The sequence below is a fragment of the Acinetobacter calcoaceticus ANC 3811 genome, assembly GCF_000399665.1.
Lineage (GTDB): Bacteria > Pseudomonadota > Gammaproteobacteria > Pseudomonadales > Moraxellaceae > Acinetobacter > Acinetobacter calcoaceticus_B.
This window is the reverse complement of the sequence record NZ_KB976986.1, coordinates 3,297,178-3,317,274: the sequence shown is the minus strand read 5'-3', so window position 1 is coordinate 3,317,274 and position 20,097 is coordinate 3,297,178. Positions and strand designations below refer to the sequence as shown.

Sequence of the window (20,097 nt, the reverse complement as noted above, 5' to 3'; positions counted from 1 at the left end):
AGCAAGGCCTTACTTATTTTGCTCTGAGGTCATTGGTAAAGAAATTACCACCGTTTCTGCAGCCGGTGGAGAAAACATCCGTAGCTGAGTTACAGCACGCGTACCAATCTGTGCCGTTGCACCAAAGGTTTGTTGCTCAATGAGCAAACGCCCCCATTCAGCATTGAGATCATCACGTTCACGCATATAAGAGCTAAGCTCTCTATAATCATGACGATATTCAAATACTTGAAATACCACCATCATGGCACTTATAAAGACAAGCGCCACTAATACTGTATACACCACAACTTTTTTCACCACTTTGTTTTCTGTGGTGGCGATTTCATCACTGCTTTTCATTACGCGCCTTTTTCTTCCAAGCGTTCAGCAACCCGAAGCCATGCACTACGTGATCGAGGGTTCGCTTTTACTTCTTCTTCACTCGCACGAACCCGTGAAATTTTCTTTAATCTTCTTGTATCTACACGCTGCTCAGGCATTCCCCAACCGAAATCTTCTGCTAACGTCGATTCTTTTTGAATAAACTGCTTAATCAGTCGGTCTTCAAGAGAATGGAAACTAATAACAGACAAACGTCCTTCCGGTTTGAGTAAGTCTACAGCTTGCGGCAAAAACACTTCAATATCTTCGAGCTCTTTATTAATAGCAATTCGAATAGCCTGAAATGCACGTGTCGCTGGATGTTTATATTTTTCCCATTTTGGATGAGCAGTTTTAACAACTTCCGCCAATTGGGCTGTCGTTTCTAGTTTTCCAGCATTTTTAATGGCTTTAGCAATACGTCGACTATAACGCTCTTCACCATATTGATAAATAATATTTGCTAATTGTTCTTCTTCAATTTTAAGTAACCACTCGGCCGCAGTTAAACCCTTAGAATTATCCATTCGCATGTCCAACGGACCATCTTGCATAAAACTAAAACCACGCTCAGCCTGATCAAGTTGAGGAGATGAAACCCCTAGATCAGCCATAATGCCATCAACACTCATCACGCCAATTTCCTGCATCTTCTCTTTGATATCAGCAAAACTGGCATGAATAATGGTAAATCTTGGATCTTCTTGTGCCAAAGTAGCAGCAACTTCCAATGCTTGAGGGTCTTTATCAAATGCGTACACTCGCGCATTTTCATCAAGTTTAGAAAGCAATAAACGGGTATGCCCACCTCTTCCAAAGGTTGCATCGATATACACCCCAGTTGTGCGATCTGCCAATAAGCTCTCAATGGTCTCGGAAAGTAAGACAGAAATATGCGACATAGGTGTTAAATCATAGCGTGAAAATGTAACTGCACATTATCACCTTGTTTATGACCAACGCCAAACGGCTTTTTGTAGGAAAATATTAATTTTTCATAGATAAAACCGTTTTGTTAGCACTTTTTAAGCAAAATAAGAAACTAAGAATAATTTTTTAGCGTTAAATACGAATTTATAAAACTTTTTATTAAACGCTTCACCTAAAAAATTCTCTTTTTCTTTTACGATTATTCCTTAGAGACGCTCACAGATTCGCCTTAGGAAGAGATTCGTTGGCAATCTTTCTCGGCATATTTACCGATTTGATTTAACCATTTTTGCCTTTGGTCTGAACTTGCTCCACGCACTGTTCCAACATAATTAACTTTGACTTTACTAACCCCACAAAATTGCAAAGTCGCTTTTTTAAGTTGACGCGTACTTGGCTCGCCATAGTACCAACGATAAAACCAGCCTGGCTGATCTAAAGTCGTAATCAGTCGTGCTGATTTAGACTGTAAATGACCAATAACGCGATTACTATTTTCTCGGTAACTAAAGACAAGATTTGGTAAAAAGAGTCGGTCAATAAAACCTTTAGCGATGGCTGGAAGCCCTCCCCACCAAACTGGAAAAAACCATACCAAATGATCAGCAGCCTGAATTTTTTCAAGCGCATTCATTAAATCAGGTTCCAGATCCATCCGTTTCTCATAACCATATTTTAAATTAGGCTCGAAATCCAACTTCGCAATCTCGATGAGATCTACGTGAACACCTAATGTTTTTACGTGCTCCACATAGTTGTGAGCCAATGCATGATTAAAACTAGTATCAGATGGATGACCATTAATAACTACAATACGTTTAGAGACTTGAGACATATATCGCCTTTATTGTCGCGCAGTCAGATATCAGCTGATATCTGAAATAAATAAGTAGCGAAAATATCTTATAAAAATTAAGATATCAAGTGATATCTCAACTATTCTTTTATCTGGCTCTTATGACTCTTTCTCGCAATGAAAAACAGATACAAACTCGACAGCATCTCATTGACGCTGGGTTTGCTCTCATTTCTGAATATGGTTATAACGCGGTATCAATCAGGAATCTTTCTAAACAGGCAGGCTATACTCAAGGTGCCTTCTACTCGAATTTCAACAATAAAGAAGAGTTTTTGCTTGAGCTTATGCAGCTTCAATTCGCTAAAGAGAATTTACAATTACAAGAAATCTTTACCAGTGCTCCTTCAAATACCGAGCAACTCATTGATTCATTGCGCCAATGGCTGACCGCTTTTTTTAGAAACGATGAATGGCTTAAAATATCAATAGAACTACAACTATTTGCTGCACGTGATATTACCTTCGCTAAGGAGTATCAAAAGGTTTGGAAAACTCATCAGCAAGAAGTAACTAAAATTATGAAGCAGTTCTTTTCTTTAATGAATATGACTGAGCCTGATGACTATGATTCTATTGTTGTAGAGCTTGTATCATTAAGTTATGGGCTGGCCTTACAATATATGATTTTTAAAGATGATATAGACCACTACATTAATATCTTTATCAACACTTTATTAAAAAGATTGGGCAATTTCTAAGTTAATCAAAATGAGATGTAAAAATACAAAAAAGCCGCTTAATGATTAAATAAGCGGCTCTAAGCAAAAGCTTAATTAATTATTGCTTCCCATCGTAAATTTGATCAAAGACGCCCCCATTAGCAAAGTGAGTTTTTTGAGCTTTGGCCCACCCACCAAAAACATCATTAATAGTAAATAATTTAATTTTTGGAAATTGCGCTGCATATTTAGCGGCCACTTGAGCATTACGTGGTCGGAAATAATGTTTAGCAGCCAACTCTTGTCCTAATGGTGAATATAAAAAGTTCAAATAGCCTTTTGCTAATGTTCGGTTGCCATCTTTATCTACGGTTTTATCTACAATTGCGACGGATGGTTCTGCCAAAATTGAAACTGATGGATAAACAATTTCATATTTATCTTTATCAGGTCCTTTAGTTGCCAATAAAGCTTCGTTTTCCCATGATAATAAAACATCACCAATTCCACGCTCAGCAAATGTTGTTAGCGAACCACGTGCTCCCGAATCAAGTACTTTTACATTGTGATAAAGTTTTTTAACTAACTCACGAGCCTTGGCATCATTTCCACCCGGTTGCTTTAAAGCATAACCCCATGCCGACAAATAGATCCAACGCGGTGCGCCCCCTGTTTTAGGATTAGGGGTGATAATTTCCACACCTGGTTTTGTTAAGTCATTCCAGTCACGTATATTTTTTGGATTACCTTTTCGTACTAGGAACACAACCGTAGACGTATAAGGTGCAGAATTGTTTGGAAATTCTTTTTGCCAATTCGGTTGGATAAAACCTGCTTTCACAATCTCATCAATATCATTCGCCAACGCTAACGTTACAACATCGGCTTCAAGGCCCGTAGCTACTGCCCGAGCTTGTTTACCAGACCCACCATGCGACTGTTTAAACTCAACTTCCTGACCTGTACGCTGTTTCCAGAACTTCCCAAAAGCCTGATTATATTCTTGATAAAATTCTCGGGTCGGATCATAAGAAACGTTTAAAAAAGAAGTAGCTGCTTGAGCCGCTGTTGCCATTCCCAAGTACACCGCTACAGCCATTATTGATATTTTTTTCATTTACAAAATCCATCATTGGTTTTAGTTTTACTATATTTTTAATTTTATAATTTACAATCAATTACTTATATTAATATATTTTTTATTAATCTCTTTAAAATATATAGCTTAAGATGCCTAAATCATTTCATTTTTGAAATTTTTTGTAATTATTCTTACAACTTAATGAGGGCCTTCACTTTATCTACACATTAATTTGTTAAATAATGAAGCGTAAAGGATATATATGACCTACATTGGGGTCGACCAGATTAAAATATAGATAATTTTTGTAAAAAGTGTGACACAGTTCCACTTTTTTATTAAGATTTATGTTTAAATCGTAGCATTACCGTAATTTTACATTTCGTTAAACTCAAAAAATAGTTGAAATGTAATGAACAGAGGGGATGATTAATAATGAAAATTCATTATGGAAAAGCGTTAAGCTTAAGTTTGGTGCTGGGTTTAGCATCACAATTTTCTGCAGCAGCAGTACTTAAAGATACCCCAAATAAAACTGGGTCAGATAAGCAGACTTCGCTTATTGAAAAAGCTTTAGATCAACAGAAACGTAATCCTATTGTATTACCTTCTACAGATGATGAGCTTAAAGTTCTCAATACTATTCGTGTTACACCGACTCAAAATTTTCTTGCTGCTCAGCATGAACGTTTTTCACGTTTTGTTCAGGCAATCTTTCAGCCGCACACCTCTTAAAACCTGAAACACCCCCTCTTCGTTTCAGTTTTAGCCCAGTCTGATGTTAAATAAAACGTCAGAATACTGGGCTTTTTCGTTATAATAGTTTCAATTTTTATTTTGACCCATTACCTATGAAAGTTCGTACTCGTATTGCACCTTCTCCTACCGGTTTTCCCCATGTCGGCACTGCCTACATCGCTTTATTTAACATGTGTTTTGCGAAACAACATGGCGGAGAATTCATTTTAAGAATTGAAGATACAGACCAACTTCGCTCTACACCAGAATCTGAAAAAATGATTTTGGATTCATTGCGTTGGTTAGGTCTAAATTGGTCGGAAGGTCCAGATGTAGGTGGTCCTCATGCACCGTATCGCCAATCTGAACGTATGGGAATTTATAAGCAATACGCATTAGAACTTATTGAAAAAGGTCATGCTTTTTATTGTTTCGCTACAGCAGAAGAATTAGACCAGATGCGTGCTGAGCAACAAGCACGCGGTGAAACACCGAAATATGACGGTCGCGGGTTAAAACTTTCTCAAGAAGAAGTGACTCGTCGCTTAGAAGCCGGCGAACCCCATGTCATTCGTATGAAAGTACCTGAAGAAGGTATTTGTAAATTTAATGACTTATTACGCGGGGAAGTTGAAATTCCTTGGGTACAAGTCGACATGCAAGTTCTTCTTAAAAATGATGGATTACCAACTTATCATTTGGCCAACGTGGTTGATGACCATTTAATGGAAATCACTCATGTATTACGTGGTGAAGAATGGCTTCCATCTGCACCAAAGCATCAGTTGCTTTACCAATATTTTGGTTGGGAAATGCCAACACTTTGTCACATGCCATTGTTGCGTAACCCAGATAAATCAAAATTATCTAAGCGTAAAAACCCGACATCAATTAACTACTACCGTGACATCGGTGTATTACCAGAAGCCTTGTTAAACTATTTAGGCCGTATGGGTTGGTCAATGCCAGATGAGCGTGAAGTGTTTACGCTACAAGACATGATGGATAGCTTTGATATTCAACGTGTTTCACTAGGTGGCCCAATTTTTGATGTTGAAAAATTAAACTGGCTTAACGGTCAATGGATCAAAGGTTTAACCCCTGGCCAATTATTAGACCGTTTATTAACATGGAAAAGTGATCGCAGCACTTTAGAAGATATTGCTGCCGCTATTCAACCACGTATTAATTTACTTTCAGAAGCAGTGAATTGGGCTGGTTTCTATTTTAACCATATGCCACAAATTACTGCGGAAATGTTTGAAAGTAAAAAATTGACTCAAGAACAGGTTCGTCAAAGTTTACAATTTGCAATTTGGCGTCTTGAAGGCCAGTTTACTTGGAATAACGACACTGTTAGCCAAACGCTAATGGATCTTGCGAACCAGATGGAGATTAAATTACGCGATTTCATGCCAGCGTTCTTTATCGCTATTGCGGGTTCAACCAGCTCAACACCTGTAATGCAGTCGATGGTTACTCTTGGGCCTGATTTAACTTTCGCTCGTTTACGTCGCGCTTTAGAAATTGTGGGTGGACCAAGCAAGAAAGAAGTTAAAAATTGGGAAAAACTCAATGAAAGCTTAAAATTGCCGAAAAATGAAGCAACTAGCGAAGCTTAATTCACTTTTTTGTTGACGTGTGAGCGCATTAACCCTAATATTGCGCTCACACAAACTGGGGTCATAGCTCAGTTGGTAGAGCGCTACAATGGCATTGTAGAGGTCAGCGGTTCGATCCCGCTTGACTCCACCACGCTCCTTTGTGTACGCCTCATCAAGTCCCTATCGTCTAGAGGCCTAGGACATCGCCCTTTCACGGCGGTAACCGGGGTTCGAATCCCCGTAGGGACGCCATATTCTGATTTAAAAATTATAAAAAGACTCTATCGTCATCTTACTGTTTATTCTTTATCTCTTTCTAGATTGCACATTTGTCTATTTTATCTAAAATAGCGTCTTTCTTAATTCTCTCAATGTGTAATATGCAGCCATCTGACAATCAACTAGATGCTCATCAGCATCAGAACAGTACTGCACCTTTAAAAAGAGCCATGAGTACTCGCCATCTTGTTATGCTATCACTCGGCGGAGCTATTGGAACTGGTCTCTTTTTAGGTTCAGGGGAAGTCATTTCACAAACTGGAGCTATTGGCGCAATTATTGCCTACATTCTTGGTGGTGCGATTGCGTATATGGTCATGCTCTGCCTAGGAGAGCTTGCTGTACACATGCCTGTTTCAGGTTCTTTTGGTGCATACGCTAAAAAATATATTAGTCCTAGTACAGGCTATATGATTTCTTGGATGTACTGGCTAACTTGGACTGCAACGCTTGGAACTGAATTCACAGCCGCAGCGTTACTCATGCAGGAATGGTTCCCACATATTTCAATGTGGATCTGGACAATTGTTTTTGCAATCACTATTTTTGGTTTAAATATTAGTTCAACTCGCATTTTTGCTGAGTCTGAGTTTTGGCTAGCTCTTATTAAAGTCATTACCGTTATTGCTTTTATTGTGCTCGGCCTATTAGCAATTTTTGGTCTAATTCCTTTTCATGGTAGCCAAACTGCACCGCTATTTAGCAATCTTACAGCTCAAGGCTGGTTTCCACACGGTTTAATTCCTATTTTTACCACCATGCTCATTGTTAACTTTGCTTTCTCAGGCACTGAATTAATTGGTGTGGCAGCAGGTGAAACCAAAGATCCGGCTCAAAATGTACCCAAAGCAATTAACGCTGCGATTTGGCGCCTTCTTATTTTCTTTGTCGGAACCATTATTGTTATTAGCGCTTTGCTTCCCTTCCAGCTTGCAGGTTTAGGCAGTGAAAGCGTAAGTAGTAGTCCTTTCGTTACCGTATTTAATTATATTGGCATTCCATATGCGGATGACATTATTCGATTTGTAATTATTACCGCCCTACTTTCAGCAGCAAACTCAGGACTTTACGCCGCTTCGCGTATGATGTGGTCACTGTCAGAACAAAAATTATTACCTAGCGTATTTGCCACGCTTTCAAAAAGTGGAACACCGATTGTTGCCCTAGTTGTAACAATGTTTGGAGCAATTCCTGGTTTGTTATCAGAGCAATTTGCACCAGAGACTATCTTTAAAAATCTGCTTGGCGTTGCTGCATTTACGATGGTTATTGTCTGGATGAGCATTTGTTTAAGTCAATTTAATTTCCGTCGCCAATGGTACAAATCTGGCCATACAGTTAAAGACTTACAATATGCCGCTCCATTATTTCCTATCGTGCCGATTTTAGGTTTTATTTTCTGCTTTATTACTTGTTTAAGTATGGCAGCAGACCCTGAAATGCGTGCTGGTTTTGTGGGCTGTTTAATTTTTACAGCTTTATGTTATGTCAGCTATTTTATTTTTTACCGCAATAAAGTCTAAATCCCTTTTATTGAATTAAAGTGTAGCAAAAAGCTACACTTTTTTTGTCTATATACTGGTTTTATATAACATACCGTTGTAGATTAAAATTTATATTAAAAACAATTCCTTGTATAGAATGAAAATTATATTTATCCACGGGATGAATCAACAGAATTACACTGCTCACCGCTTAAAAGAGCATTGGCTAAAAGTATTTAAGCTTGGCCTAAAACAGATGCCTTGCAAAGTTAACGTGCGCGATCTTCATATTCACATGCCATTTTATGGCGATCTAATGACTAAATATCAATTAAGCAATCAATTAGACCTAAATACTTTATTACCCAAGTCATTTCTAAATAATTATTTACCCATTCATTTACATCACAGCAATCCTCCTACCAAGGAACACACTCCATTTGTTCCTTTATTGCTACCAGCAACTGACCAAGCTGAAAAAAGCTTTTCAGAACGCCTTTATCTCACTTCCCAGCTCGTAAAGGACCGTGTACTCAAAGAATTGGTAGTTCTTTTAAATAACTTCCCTAAATTGCATGAGAGCTTGATACAGCAGTTTCTGATTGAAACTTATATGTACTTGTCTAATCCTGAATTTATGGAGGAAGTGAATGAGCGGATTTTAAAGAAAATGCGAGAAGAAGATGATTATATTGTCGTTGCGCACTCTCTGGGCTCAGTTATTGCTTTTAACCTACTTTCAAACCCTGCCTACCGGTTTTCGATTAAACGATTTATAACGTTGGCTTCTCCTTTATCTTTTCGGGTTATTCAAAGTAAGCTTCCGATTCCAATTGTCAGGCCAGCATGTATTCACGGTGATTGGTTTAATTTTTACTCTCAAGATGATTTTCTGACTGCATTTCCTTTATGTGAGGCTCCATTTAACTTTGATCCCCCTATTATTAATCAGAAAATTTTCACCTTCGCCAACCAGCCACATGAGATTTTAGGATATTTACAACATCCGTCCGTTATGAAGGCAATTATTGAACCTTTTCAAAAAAATGAGGGCTAAATGTATATATTTTCTACAATTTGAGTTATTTTTAATCGCTTGACTGTTTTTTTTAATATTTCTTCAGAAAACTATTTGACACTTTTATTAAATCGACCTAATATACGCCCACCTCTGAAACGTCCCTATCGTCTAGAGGCCTAGGACATCGCCCTTTCACGGCGGTAACCGGGGTTCGAATCCCCGTAGGGACGCCAGTAATTTTTTTCAGATGTATGCCTCACATATGTCCCTATCGTCTAGAGGCCTAGGACATCGCCCTTTCACGGCGGTAACCGGGGTTCGAATCCCCGTAGGGACGCCAGTAATTTTTTTCAGATGTATGCCTCACATATGTCCCTATCGTCTAGAGGCCTAGGACATCGCCCTTTCACGGCGGTAACCGGGGTTCGAATCCCCGTAGGGACGCCAAATTCTAAAAAGCCACTGCATAATGTCAGTGGCTTTTTTCTTGCCTAAAAAATAAAAAGCCAATCAATGACTAGCTTTTCCTATACTCCATTAGCTCGCAATTCCAACTTGTACTTCAAGACGACCCGACTGTACCCGTAGTCCTCTAATTTCAAATTGATCTACCAATTGCTGGACCAGTTCTCGGCTTTCTCTCAAAATATTCAAACCTGGTAAAATACTAAAATCCGTCAAACTCAAAAGCTTTTCAACCATCCATGAACGGTTATTAATAAAGTCAATAAATCCTGCTTGCTCTAGGTCAATAAACCACATACGGTGGCCATCGCGTTGGATACCAGGAATATCACCAATCAAATGATTAATGAGTGATGGAATCGGTAACATATTTACGACTTCAAAACCAACTCGACCAATGCGGCGTACAGCCCAGTTTGATAGTGTTCCCCCATGGCGAATCTGGACATCGAGACTTTCATCCATTTGACGTAGGCGCAAAAATTTTTCCTGCCCAATACGACATTCCAATACTTTAAAATCTAAACTTAAACGATACATGAAACGATGGTAATGCCCATCTATCTCGACTTGAAAGCTATCATTGCCGCACTTGATTTTAATATCATCAATTTCAGAGCGGTCTATGCGCTTACGAATTTGATTGTTTAATAGCATTTCAGGCAAATATAGCGTTAAGGTACTTTTTCCCAAAAATGTACGTGCCATGATCAACGCAACTTGGCGCGCTGTTTCACTGGTTTCAGACACCATATCTCGTACAGTGCCTGCTGCCAGATTTGTCATTCCAACAACTCCACGTCTGGTGTGGGTAGTCACTTGGTCGAGCGCATCTAATGCAGCATCCGCGACCTCTGCAATATTACGTGTCGTATCACTAGCAAACCCGACCGCATCTTGGGCATGTTGCAATGTCTTATGCAGTAATCGACGAGATAATGACGGTTTTACGGTATCTGGGGTGGCTACAACCGATGGTGTCGTTGTAGGCTTCGACTCATTGTCATCTTGTTGACCCAAGTCCCTCTCTCCTTTTTATATTTATTCCACGTCCTATTTACGAGTATTTAAGCTCATTTATAGTGCGAATTACACTTCATTTTTCTGTAGATTAGCACGCTCTACAATATTATTTTAATTTTTATGTGTACGCATAAATCATCAGTTTTTTATATTTCTTTGTTTATTCATAAGTAATTTTTTGCTAGTTCAAAGCATTTCAGCGATATCTTACAAATTTTTTTCTTTTTCGACATTTCCGTTAGAATAGATTCAAACTGAATGTGGAGTTCCTATGCAATACCGTTGCCCTCAATGTCAAAGTGTTAAAATTATGCCTGTAAGCCAAAGCATTAACAGCGTAAAACCAGCAGTTCCTAAAAGTCTGGTTATCTTAATTCCTGCAATTTTTATGCTTTTACTCTTGGTTGTGATTAGCATTTTTATGTGGATTTTTGGCAATGGTGCAGGTAGCTCTCTTCAAATTGCAACGGTAGTTGTTTTTGTTGTAACTGTCGGGGCTGGTTTTATGTTCTGGCGTGATTTGCCAGACTTTAAACTGTCTATGCAAGCGTTTATGCAGTCACAAAAACACTGGAAATGTCGTGACTGCAATAACGAGTGGGAAATCTAATGCATTATTCACATCAGTTTAATGCTGATGTGAATGTTTTTCGTCAGCATGTTCATGTGGAGCAATATGCTGACAATTGATCTCGGCATCGTCTTCAATTTGCAATGTTACTTCTGCAATCCCATGTTCATGAGAAAGCATTTCAACAGCATCTTGATAGAGCTTGGTACGGTCCGCTTGAGGCGCAAATAAGTGCACCGTTAAATGGATATTTTTAGAAGTAATTGCCCATACTTTAAGTTGGTGAATACTATCCACACCATTTAACGAAAGCAAATCTATACGCAACTTCTCAATATCCACTTCTTCTGGTACACCTTCGAGCAAAATATTAATGCTCTGTTTAAGCAAAATCCATGTACGAGGTAACACCCAAAAGCCAATCAGTACCGCAATAATCGTATCGACCCAGTACCAGTTGGTGAAGTAAATAACAATTGCGCCAATAATAACGCCTACCGAACCTAGTGCATCGCTTAAAACTTCTAGATAGGCACCTTTCACATTTAGGCTAGAGTTGGCATTCGACATTAGAATTTTCATTGAGATGAGGTTAATCACCAGACCAATGGTCGCCACAATGAGCATACCTACGCTTTGAATTTCAGGTGGCTTAGAGAACCGGATATAAGCCTCATATAAAATATAAACTGCCACCACAAAAAGCATGAGCGCATTAAATAATGCAGCCAGAATTTCAAAGCGCTGATAACCGAAAGTACGTTTATTATCAGCAGGGCGTTTGGAAATTTGAATGGCAACCAAAGCAATTGCTAAAGCAGCTGCATCTGTAAACATATGCGCAGCATCAGAGAGCAATGCCAAACTTTGCGTGATTAAACCAGCAATTACTTCCACAATTAAAAATGTTGTAGTAAGAGCTAAAGCAATCGTTAGTTTCTTAGCATTACCTTCAGTCACTACAGCATGACTATGATCATGACCATGATGTCCACCCATTTGCGGACTCCTTATTATTTATCTTTATGGTGAGGTAAAAGTAACGATGAATGCATCATTATTTTTACCTCTTCAAACACTTTTTTGACTTAGATTCTGTCATCAAAAAAGATATCTCAAATCGGTGACATTATGAATGCCCAGTGCTTTTCACCTTACCTTCATTCATCCATCGATAAATGACTGGTAATAAAACCAGCGTTAATATCGTAGATGAAATAATGCCACCAATTACTACCGTTGCCAAAGGCCGTTGCACTTCTGCACCAGTTCCCGTAGCCAAAGCCATTGGAATAAAGCCAAGTGAGGCGACACAAGCCGTCATGAGTACAGGTCTTAAACGCAAGATCGCCCCATTCCATGTTGCAGTTTGAATATCAAACTTTTCTCTAAGCTCTTTAATAAAGCTCAGCATCACCAGACCATTCAAAACAGCGACACCTGATAAAGCAATAAACCCGACTCCCGCAGACATTGAAAGCGGAATATCTCTTAGCCAAAGGGCAATAAGACCACCTGACAAAGCAAAAGGCACGCCGCTAAACACTAACAGACTTTCCTTAACATTATGGAATACAGCCATGAGTAGAATGAAAATCATAGCAAGCGCCAACGGAACAACAATTTTCATTCGCGCAGCAGCTGAAGCTAGATTTTCAAATTGACCGCCATATTCCAACCAATAACCCGCTGGCAGTTGTTCCTTTGCGAGTGTTGTTCTTAACTCTTGAACAAATGATCCTAAGTCACGGCCTTCTACGTTTGCAGTAATAATGACACGGCGCTTACCATTTTCACGTCCCACCTGATTTAAACCTGAGGTACGCTCAACTTTAGCGACATCTTGAAGCTGGATCAGTCCACCATTTGGTAGCTGAATCGGAAGTTGAGCTAAGTTTTGAATAGTACGTTGCTGGTCTTCGAGGCGAATTTCAAAATCGAATCGTCTATCGCCTTGTAAAATCTGCCCAACATTTTGTCCACCGACACTTGCCGCCACAATATCTTGAATGGCTTTTGCAGATAATCCGTATTGCGCAGCTAGAGGTCGATTAATTTCAACACTTAGCACCGGTAAACCGCTCGTTTGTTCTACCTTAACCGCGGTAGCGCCTGAAATTTTTTGTACTTTCTGAGCGAGTGCTTGAGCCTGCTCATTGAGTACTTGCATATCATCGCCAAAAACCTTGACACCAATATCACTCCTAATCCCTGAAATTAGCTCATTAAAGCGCAGCTCGATCGGTTGAGAGAACTCACTGTTATTACCGGGTAATGTCGCTAAAAAAGCTTCCATACGTGAACGCAGCTCAGCTAGCGTCTCTTTAGAGTTCGGCCATTGATCATGCGGTTTAAGTAAAATGACCGCATCAGAGATATTAGGCGGCATCACATCCGTTGCAACCTCAGCCGTTCCTGTTCGAGCAAAAACAGCTTTTACCTCGGGAAAGTTTTTCAAAATGAGTTTTTCAGTATTTTCCTGCATTCGCAGTGATTGCTCGAGCCCAGTACTCGGTGAACGCATTTGCTGTAAGGCGAAGTCACCTTCGCTAAGTTGCGGAGCAAACTCACTACCCATTTGGGTAGCTAACACGCCTGTAAGCACTAAAATACTTAATGCAAAACTAACAACCACAATCTTAAGTTGATAAGCCTGATCAAGGACATCTCGGTATTTCTGCTTTAAAAGCAACATCCAACGTGTTTCTTTTTCTTTCACCTCACCCGTAACAAAAAGAGCAACTGCCGCTGGTACAAATGTCACAGAAAGAATCATGGCACCTAATAATGCCATCACCACAGTCATAGCCATTGGATGGAACATTTTGGCTTCAACACCAGATAAGGCAAAAATAGGTAGGTAAACCACTAAAATAATCATTTGCCCAAAAATAAGCGGTCGACGGGCCTGTTTTGCCGCAAGGAAAACTTCTTTGAATCGCTCAGCTCGTGTAAGTGGTCGATGTAAAGCATGCTGTGCTTCTGCTAGACGTCGAATACAGTTTTCTACAATAACAACTGCACCATCTACAATAATCCCGAAATCAAGCGCTCCTAAGCTCATGAGGTTGGCACTAATGTTTTGCTCAGCCATCCCTGTCAGGGTAAATAACATCGAAAGTGGAATAACGCAGGCTGTGATTAAAGCGGCTCTAAAATTTCCTAAAAAAATAAACAAAATCACAATAACTAGAATGGCACCTTCAACAAGGTTCTTCTGTACGGTTGCAATTGCTTTGTTTACTAAACTTGTTCGGTCATAAACCGTTTCGATTTCCACACCTTTAGGTAATGTAGGCTGAATTTCCTTAATTTTGCTATCAACCGCCTGAGCAACGGTACGGCTATTTTCGCCCATCATCATCATGGCAATGCCAAGAACCGTTTCCTCACCATTGTAAGTTGCAGCTCCTGTTCTTAAATCATGCCCAATAGAAACATTTGCCACATCGGCCACGCGAATTGGTAACCCATTCTTGGTGCTCACAGTAATGTTTTGAATATCTTCAACACTACTTAACATGCCCGGCACACGAACGGTGAGTTGCTCTCCATTTTCTTCAATAAAACCTGCACCGCGATTTTCATTATTTTCTTGCAGAGCAGTTTGAAATTCATTGATTGAAATCTGAAGCTGCTGCAAACGTTTTAAATCAGGCGACACAATATAAGTTTTATTGTAGCCACCAATACTGTTAATTTCGGCTACGCCTTTCACACGCTGCAATTGAGGACGTACAATCCAGTCCTGAATTTCACGTAAATCCATGGCTGTATAGGCCGTGCCATCTGCTTTTTTAGCACCAGATTTTGCTTTTACAACCCATTGGTAAATTTCACCTAAACCTGTTGAAACAGGAGACATGACTGGATCAACTGATTCGGGAAGTTGTCCATCCGCCTCTTGTAAACGCTGGTTGATCAGTTGTCTTGCCCAATAAATATCTGTCCCATCTTTAAAAATAATGGTTACTTGAGAAAGGCCATAACGTGAAATAGAACGGGTTTGTTCCAGATTAGGAATTCCAGCCATCGCATTTTCAATAGGATAGGTAATTCGCTGTTCAACCTCTAAGGCGGTATATCCATTTGCTTGAGTATTAATCTGGACCTGAGCATTGGTAATGTCTGGAACTGCATCAATAGGAAGTTTTTGATAACTCCAGATCCCAATTCCAATCCAAGTCAGTACAAATAACATCACCCAAATAGCATTTTGAATAGCAAACTGAATAATTCTGTCAAACAGTCCTTCTGGTTTGGGTAGCTCAGGTTTATTAATGTCCATGCTCCGCCTCTCCCTTTTCCAGTTCGGATTTCAACAAGAAGCTGCCTTCTGCAACATAACGCTGGTTTGGATTAATACCTTTTACAACTTCGACCCACTGACCATCTTTAGAACGTTGCCCCAACTGCACAGTGACAGATTCAAATTCAAAGCCTGTTTTGACCATTTTTGGCGTAAAGATAACGTCTTTACCTTCGACTTGTTGAATCGCCTGAGCTTTTACACGGGTCACTTTTTGTGTTGAACCTGAATTTAACTCCACGTTAACCATTAAGTTTGGACGCAATTCACTACTATTTGCCAAGACCTTGGCACGCACTTGTAAACGCCCCGTTTGAGCATCAGCTTCAGTTGTTAAGCTTTGGACTTGAGCGTTAAATACATTCCCTGTTTGCAAAGATTTAAATTCAATCTGCTGATTTGGCTGTAAATTCAGATTTGCGGTGCTTGGTAAAATAAACTCAAGCCACAATTGATCAAGCTGATTAATAATAAAAAGCTGGTCTGCCAACTGTACGTTTTCACCTACTACAATATCTTTATTACTGACCATACCAGCAATTGGCGCTGTTAAAGTGTAGCGTCCTCCTGAACCCGAACCCGCCCCGAACGCACTTAAGCGCGAGCGAGCTGCTTTAACTTGAATTTGGGCTTGCTGATAGGCGTTATAAGCTCGTTGATAATCTTGTTTGGCAGAAATTCCTTGAGACCATAAGCTACGCTCACGTTCATAGTCCTGACGCGTTAAATCAAGATTAGACTGTGCAATTTGCAAATTCGCTTGTTGATCGACCAAATCTGGAACCAATAAGCTTGCGAGAGCTTGCCCTTTTTTAACCTGTTGCCCCAATTCAACATATACCGCTTCGACACGACCACTAAAACTTGGTGAGACATGGGCTTGTCGGTCTGTATTCACAACCAGTTTTGCTGGATAAGTTTGAAGTTGAGGAACTTCACCTAGTTCAGCTTGTTCAATTTTTAAATTTTGTTCCTGCATTTGCTGAGCAGTGAGTAGCAGTGGTTTTTCACCTTCTTCATGGTGTTCTTCACCCTCTTCTTCAGCATGCCCGTGACCTTCCGATGCTTCAGAAGAATTAGATTTGTTTTTTGAATTTAAAACCAGTAAACCAATTAATAGTGCAGTGATTGCAGCAATCACCCCAACCCAAAGCCATTGAGAATTTTTCTTTAAATTTACCGACATTTTTATTCTCCTGTCTGAGTTGGGAATGTTTGACTTTGTTGCCAAGCACGTTGATTGAGCTGCATTAAGGCATCTTTCGCCATGATCTGTTCTGGTTCTAACCCTAGACGCAAACTTTGAATTTCAATTGAATTTTGCCAAGCCTGTTTTAATAGCTCGACTTTACGTAAGCGCACGTCTTGCAATTGCATAGTGGCTTGCTGAACATCGGTAACGGCGAACTTACCCAAACGGAAACCTTGCAATGTTTTTTGCTGAACTTGAATAGCAAGAGGAACTTGCTGATCATTCAGTTGTTTAAACTGGATGCGCAGCCCTTTTAACTCTGATATTAGGGTTTCAATATCAACCTGATTTTGCTGTCGATAAAAGGTTTGCTGACGTTGAGATAGCTCTTGTTTGGCCTGAGCAATCTTGATTCCATATTGCTGGCGATTAAAAAGATTTAAAGGAATTTCCACACCTAAACGGATTTGGTTATCAGTACTCTGTTCTGGAGAGCGAGTGTTGTTAACACCCAAAGTTACAGTAGGTTGTGGTCTTGCTTTCGCTTTAAGCTGTTGAATATTGGCTTGCTGTGCAAGAGCATCTAACTGGAAAGAACGCTCTAACAAATTATTTTGCGCATCTTGGCTTGGTTCTACATTCGCTGCCAGCGTCCATAACTGATTTGGACTCTGGAATAACTGAAACTGACTTGAGCCACCTCCCCATAAGTTCACCAATTGTTGTTTCGCAACTTGTAGTTTTAAATCGACTTGTTGATATAAACGCTGATTTTCCAAGTGAGACATCCGCACTCGGTCTACATCAACTTGCGCAATACTTCCTGCTTGATAACGCTTTTCTGATGCTAGTAAATTTTCTTGGCTCACCTCTAGCTGCTCTGCAATGAGAGACTGTTCAAGCTCAAGCAAAGCCACTTGTGACCAGAAATATTTAACGATTAATCCAAGCTCAGCTTGATAACGCTGCTCAGCCAAATCAATTTTTGATATTTCCACTTTTGCCAAGTTTTGCGCAGCCTTACGTTGTCCAAAAATATCTAAAGGCTGAGAAATACCTATCGCAAGTTCTTTTTCTTGATCACTTTGGAAGCCCGTTTGCTCAATGGAAAGACTTGGGTTGGCCCATAAACGACTTTGCTTTAAATTGGCCTCAGCCATTTGCTGCTGTGCTTGCCAAACACCTTGCTGACTTTGATATTTTTGTACCTGCTCTAAGGCTTGGTCAAAAGTAAACGCTGCTTTTTGAATATAACGTTCTTGTTGAATCTCAGACTGAGCCATCGTTACTTGCCCAGCCAATAGCATGGCAATAGATAGGCTTGAGATGGTTAAAGCCTTTTTTAACGTTATCTGAACGTTACTTTCTAAGTGAGAAGTAGAACTCACTCGATTTGAAAAAATAGAAGACATGTTTTGCCCCGCAATAAATAAGAGATGCGGTGGGCTTTTTTTTGGCTACCCCACCTATAGCGGGGTTAAAACAGGAGGAGGTTTTAAAGCAGTAAGATGGGGCGACTGGTAAGAATTAGACCAGTGATAAATTTGTGAAAGTTCCTGCACATGGATTACAGGCGCTTCAGCTTGCTTTGTAACTTCAGTCATCACCACATGAAAACATGAAGGTAAATGATCATGATGATCTTGCAAATTTAAAGGTGCTTTATGAGAAGTATTTCCGGCATCTTTCTGTTCAGTATCAGCTTGATCTACATTCAAAGCTGCATGATGCCCGAAATGATGCAATGCTTTTTCCTGATTTTCATGCGCACAAAATGCAGCTGCCACATTCCATAAACTCTGGAATATGAGCAAACTAAACAAGACGGACATAAAAATTGCGGAACGTGGCAAAAGCACACCATTAAACTAAAAAGTTGAACAGAAGCACTATAACAGGCTCTAGGCATGTAATAAAATTACAAAACCTCGATTCATAAATCACCGTTTTTTAATTTAGAACTTATCTCACGTTACACGAGACAAAAATAATTTCTTTTGAGTAATCATTATGTACAAGCTTTTTTCTGCATCTATATTAACAATTTGTCTGGGCTTAACGGGCTGTGCGACCAATATGTTGTCCACCGCTTTACCAAATGAAACAACTGAAATTAAAACAACCGTTTTAAAAACCGATCAAATTATTGCCTTAGGTCAAGCAGTTAAAAATGAGCAAGAACAAGGTTTTGTATTTGTCGGTCAAGACTATAACTATTTAATGACAGATGGCAGCTCAAACCTTCTAAATATTATCAAAAGCATTCCCGCAGAACAGAGAACAATAAAGACACCATCACCTCTTGCACTAGAGATGGATGATTCCACCCATTTCCATGGAGAAATGACGATTCGTTATAATATCCCTATGTCTAAAATAGATGAGAAGCAAAAGGAACTTTTAAAGACCTTAGGTTTTAAAAATCAATTCATGGCGATGGAAAACCAACAACAAGTTTTTTATCCTTTCACCATTATTCGCTTTAAAGGGAAGATTTATCAAAAAGCAGAGAATCAAAAGATTCAACAGCAACTCCCAACTCCCTACCCCGTCGCTTTACAACAAAAAGATGAGACAACCAAGAAACACCCATTTAAACGTGCAACACGCATGGTCTTATATCCCTTAGCAATGACCTTTGACGTTATTACGGTAGCTCCATCATTAATATGGTCAGATTTACATGGGGACTTTAATAAATAAGATCTTTCATTCTTAAAATAAAAAACCAGCCCTTAGGCTGGTTTTTTATTTTAACTGGTAATATGTCACACAAATAGCTTGTGTACTTGAACTAGATGTTTATTGCTGTTTTTGTAAGTCAGAAGAAAAACGAATTACAACATCATCAACAACTTTATTAAATGCTTCGTTAATCGACATTGGTTGCACATTTTCAATAGGCGCTTTTTTGTTTCCAACTGTTGTTAAAATCATATGCGGGTAACGCTCAGATATTTCTTTACCTTGAGCATCAACATAATTAAATTTAAACTCATATTTATCAGCAATCGCATTACCGACAGCACCAAAAGTCAAACCAGTTAAAACCCCTTTGCCCGCAGCCTCACCTAAATCAGCCACATTATTCGCGGTTAATTGTAATTTTGCTTGCTTCTCGCCATTCGACTGGGCTGTTGGAGAAAATACGCCTGTTGCTCTTAGACTACGCTCAACTGCTGATTGCAGTTCTTTACCAGCTTTTGGAACAACAGCTCCATTTCGCTGAAATTCAGTAGTTAAAACCACTGGAATAGGTTGAGCCGGTTTTTTAATATCCGAATAGGAAAGAGACTTATAAGCAGGATCAACATAAGATTTTACTGAAAGACATCCAGTAAGTTGTGTAGCAACAGCTACCCCTAAAGCAATAGTATAAAGTTTAAATTTTTTCATGATTTTCCAGAAAGGTTTATTTACCTTTTAATAAATTAAGCCGTAATATTAATCTTAATAAATCAAAAATATAAGTATAAATTCAATCACTTTATGGAATTTTAATTTTTTATTTCTTAATAT

18 protein-coding genes and 5 tRNA genes are annotated in these 20,097 nt (G+C 39.3%); 12 read left to right on the top strand and 11 right to left on the bottom strand.

What is annotated here, in order from left to right; translation table 11 throughout:
* Nucleotides 1–9 precede the first annotated feature (9 nt).
* The 3 genes from ftsL to F935_RS16815 all read right to left on the bottom strand — a co-directional run bounded on the left by ftsL (nt 10) and on the right by F935_RS16815 (nt 2,128).
* Entirely contained in the window at nt 10–342 is a 333-nt protein-coding gene (gene ftsL / locus F935_RS16825; protein ID WP_004789835.1) for a cell division protein FtsL, read from the bottom strand.
* Entirely contained in the window at nt 342–1,265 is a 924-nt protein-coding gene (rsmH, locus tag F935_RS16820; RefSeq protein WP_016139977.1) for a 16S rRNA (cytosine(1402)-N(4))-methyltransferase RsmH, read from the bottom strand. Before rsmH ends, ftsL begins: the two co-directional genes overlap by 1 nt.
* Before the next feature lie 257 nt (nt 1,266–1,522).
* Nucleotides 1,523–2,128: an NAD(P)H-dependent oxidoreductase gene (locus F935_RS16815; protein WP_016139976.1), complete on the bottom strand. Its 606-nt coding sequence runs from the start codon at nt 2,126–2,128 to the stop codon at nt 1,523–1,525.
* 122 nt (nt 2,129–2,250) lie between these two features.
* On the opposite strand from F935_RS16815, the gene F935_RS16810 reads away from it, so the two are divergent.
* The gene (locus F935_RS16810; protein WP_016139975.1) at nt 2,251–2,850 is read left to right on the top strand and encodes a TetR/AcrR family transcriptional regulator; all 600 of its coding nucleotides are present in this window, start codon (nt 2,251–2,253) and stop codon (nt 2,848–2,850) included.
* 79 nt (nt 2,851–2,929) lie between these two features.
* On the opposite strand, the gene F935_RS16805 is transcribed toward F935_RS16810, so the two are convergent.
* On the bottom strand, nt 2,930–3,928 hold the full coding sequence (locus tag F935_RS16805; RefSeq protein WP_016139974.1) for a sulfate ABC transporter substrate-binding protein: 999 nt from the start codon (nt 3,926–3,928) through the stop codon (nt 2,930–2,932).
* A gap of 399 nt (nt 3,929–4,327) precedes the next feature.
* Here F935_RS16805 and F935_RS16800 point away from each other — a divergent pair, with 399 nt between their 5' ends.
* From F935_RS16800 to F935_RS16760, 9 genes are all read left to right on the top strand, one after another.
* Entirely contained in the window at nt 4,328–4,627 is a 300-nt protein-coding gene (locus F935_RS16800; RefSeq protein ID WP_016139973.1) for a hypothetical protein, read from the top strand.
* A gap of 116 nt (nt 4,628–4,743) precedes the next feature.
* Nucleotides 4,744–6,252, top strand: coding sequence for a glutamate--tRNA ligase (gene gltX / locus F935_RS16795; RefSeq protein WP_016139972.1), 1,509 nt, complete (start codon nt 4,744–4,746; stop codon nt 6,250–6,252).
* Nucleotides 6,253–6,309: 57 nt separating this feature from the next.
* Nucleotides 6,310–6,385, top strand: a tRNA-Ala gene (locus tag F935_RS16790).
* 25 nt (nt 6,386–6,410) lie between these two features.
* Nucleotides 6,411–6,486: transfer RNA gene (locus F935_RS16785), tRNA-Glu, on the top strand.
* Between the two features lie 128 nt (nt 6,487–6,614).
* Nucleotides 6,615–8,036, top strand: coding sequence for an amino acid permease (locus F935_RS16780; protein WP_016139971.1), 1,422 nt, complete (start codon nt 6,615–6,617; stop codon nt 8,034–8,036).
* A gap of 118 nt (nt 8,037–8,154) precedes the next feature.
* The gene (locus F935_RS16775) at nt 8,155–9,054 is read left to right on the top strand and encodes a lipase family protein (RefSeq protein ID WP_016139970.1); all 900 of its coding nucleotides are present in this window, start codon (nt 8,155–8,157) and stop codon (nt 9,052–9,054) included.
* Between the two features lie 121 nt (nt 9,055–9,175).
* A tRNA-Glu gene (locus F935_RS16770) sits at nt 9,176–9,251 on the top strand.
* Nucleotides 9,252–9,282: 31 nt separating this feature from the next.
* Nucleotides 9,283–9,358 (top strand) — tRNA-Glu (locus F935_RS16765).
* Between the two features lie 31 nt (nt 9,359–9,389).
* Nucleotides 9,390–9,465, top strand: a tRNA-Glu gene (locus F935_RS16760).
* 90 nt (nt 9,466–9,555) lie between these two features.
* On the opposite strand, the gene F935_RS16755 is transcribed toward F935_RS16760, so the two are convergent.
* On the bottom strand, nt 9,556–10,503 hold the full coding sequence (locus F935_RS16755) for a hypothetical protein (RefSeq protein WP_016139969.1): 948 nt from the start codon (nt 10,501–10,503) through the stop codon (nt 9,556–9,558).
* A gap of 274 nt (nt 10,504–10,777) precedes the next feature.
* On the opposite strand from F935_RS16755, the gene F935_RS16750 reads away from it, so the two are divergent.
* On the top strand, nt 10,778–11,116 hold the full coding sequence (locus F935_RS16750; protein WP_016139968.1) for a hypothetical protein: 339 nt from the start codon (nt 10,778–10,780) through the stop codon (nt 11,114–11,116).
* An 18-nt stretch (nt 11,117–11,134) separates the two neighbouring features.
* Here F935_RS16750 and F935_RS16745 read toward each other — a convergent pair whose 3' ends face one another.
* The 5 genes from F935_RS16745 to F935_RS16725 all read right to left on the bottom strand — a co-directional run bounded on the left by F935_RS16745 (nt 11,135) and on the right by F935_RS16725 (nt 18,431).
* Nucleotides 11,135–12,076: a cation diffusion facilitator family transporter gene (locus F935_RS16745; RefSeq protein ID WP_016139967.1), complete on the bottom strand. Its 942-nt coding sequence runs from the start codon at nt 12,074–12,076 to the stop codon at nt 11,135–11,137.
* A 130-nt stretch (nt 12,077–12,206) separates the two neighbouring features.
* Nucleotides 12,207–15,365 carry an efflux RND transporter permease subunit gene (locus F935_RS16740; RefSeq protein WP_016139966.1) on the bottom strand — a complete coding sequence of 1,053 codons (3,159 nt, stop codon included), beginning with the start codon at nt 15,363–15,365 and terminating at the stop codon, nt 12,207–12,209.
* Nucleotides 15,355–16,572, bottom strand: coding sequence for an efflux RND transporter periplasmic adaptor subunit (locus tag F935_RS16735; RefSeq protein ID WP_016139965.1), 1,218 nt, complete (start codon nt 16,570–16,572; stop codon nt 15,355–15,357). Before F935_RS16735 ends, F935_RS16740 begins: the two co-directional genes overlap by 11 nt.
* Before the next feature lie 2 nt (nt 16,573–16,574).
* A complete protein-coding gene (locus F935_RS16730) occupies nt 16,575–17,990 on the bottom strand; it encodes a TolC family protein (protein ID WP_016139964.1) in 1,416 nt (471 codons plus the stop codon).
* A gap of 54 nt (nt 17,991–18,044) precedes the next feature.
* Complete coding sequence (locus tag F935_RS16725) at nt 18,045–18,431, bottom strand: cation efflux protein, CzcI-like (protein ID WP_171068119.1); 387 nt, start codon at nt 18,429–18,431, stop codon at nt 18,045–18,047.
* A gap of 157 nt (nt 18,432–18,588) precedes the next feature.
* Here F935_RS16725 and F935_RS16720 point away from each other — a divergent pair, with 157 nt between their 5' ends.
* Nucleotides 18,589–19,281: a YidX family protein gene (locus F935_RS16720; RefSeq protein WP_016139962.1), complete on the top strand. Its 693-nt coding sequence runs from the start codon at nt 18,589–18,591 to the stop codon at nt 19,279–19,281.
* Nucleotides 19,282–19,380: 99 nt separating this feature from the next.
* Here F935_RS16720 and F935_RS16715 read toward each other — a convergent pair whose 3' ends face one another.
* Complete coding sequence (locus F935_RS16715; protein ID WP_016139961.1) at nt 19,381–19,974, bottom strand: hypothetical protein; 594 nt, start codon at nt 19,972–19,974, stop codon at nt 19,381–19,383.
* Nucleotides 19,975–20,097: the final 123 nt, after the last annotated feature.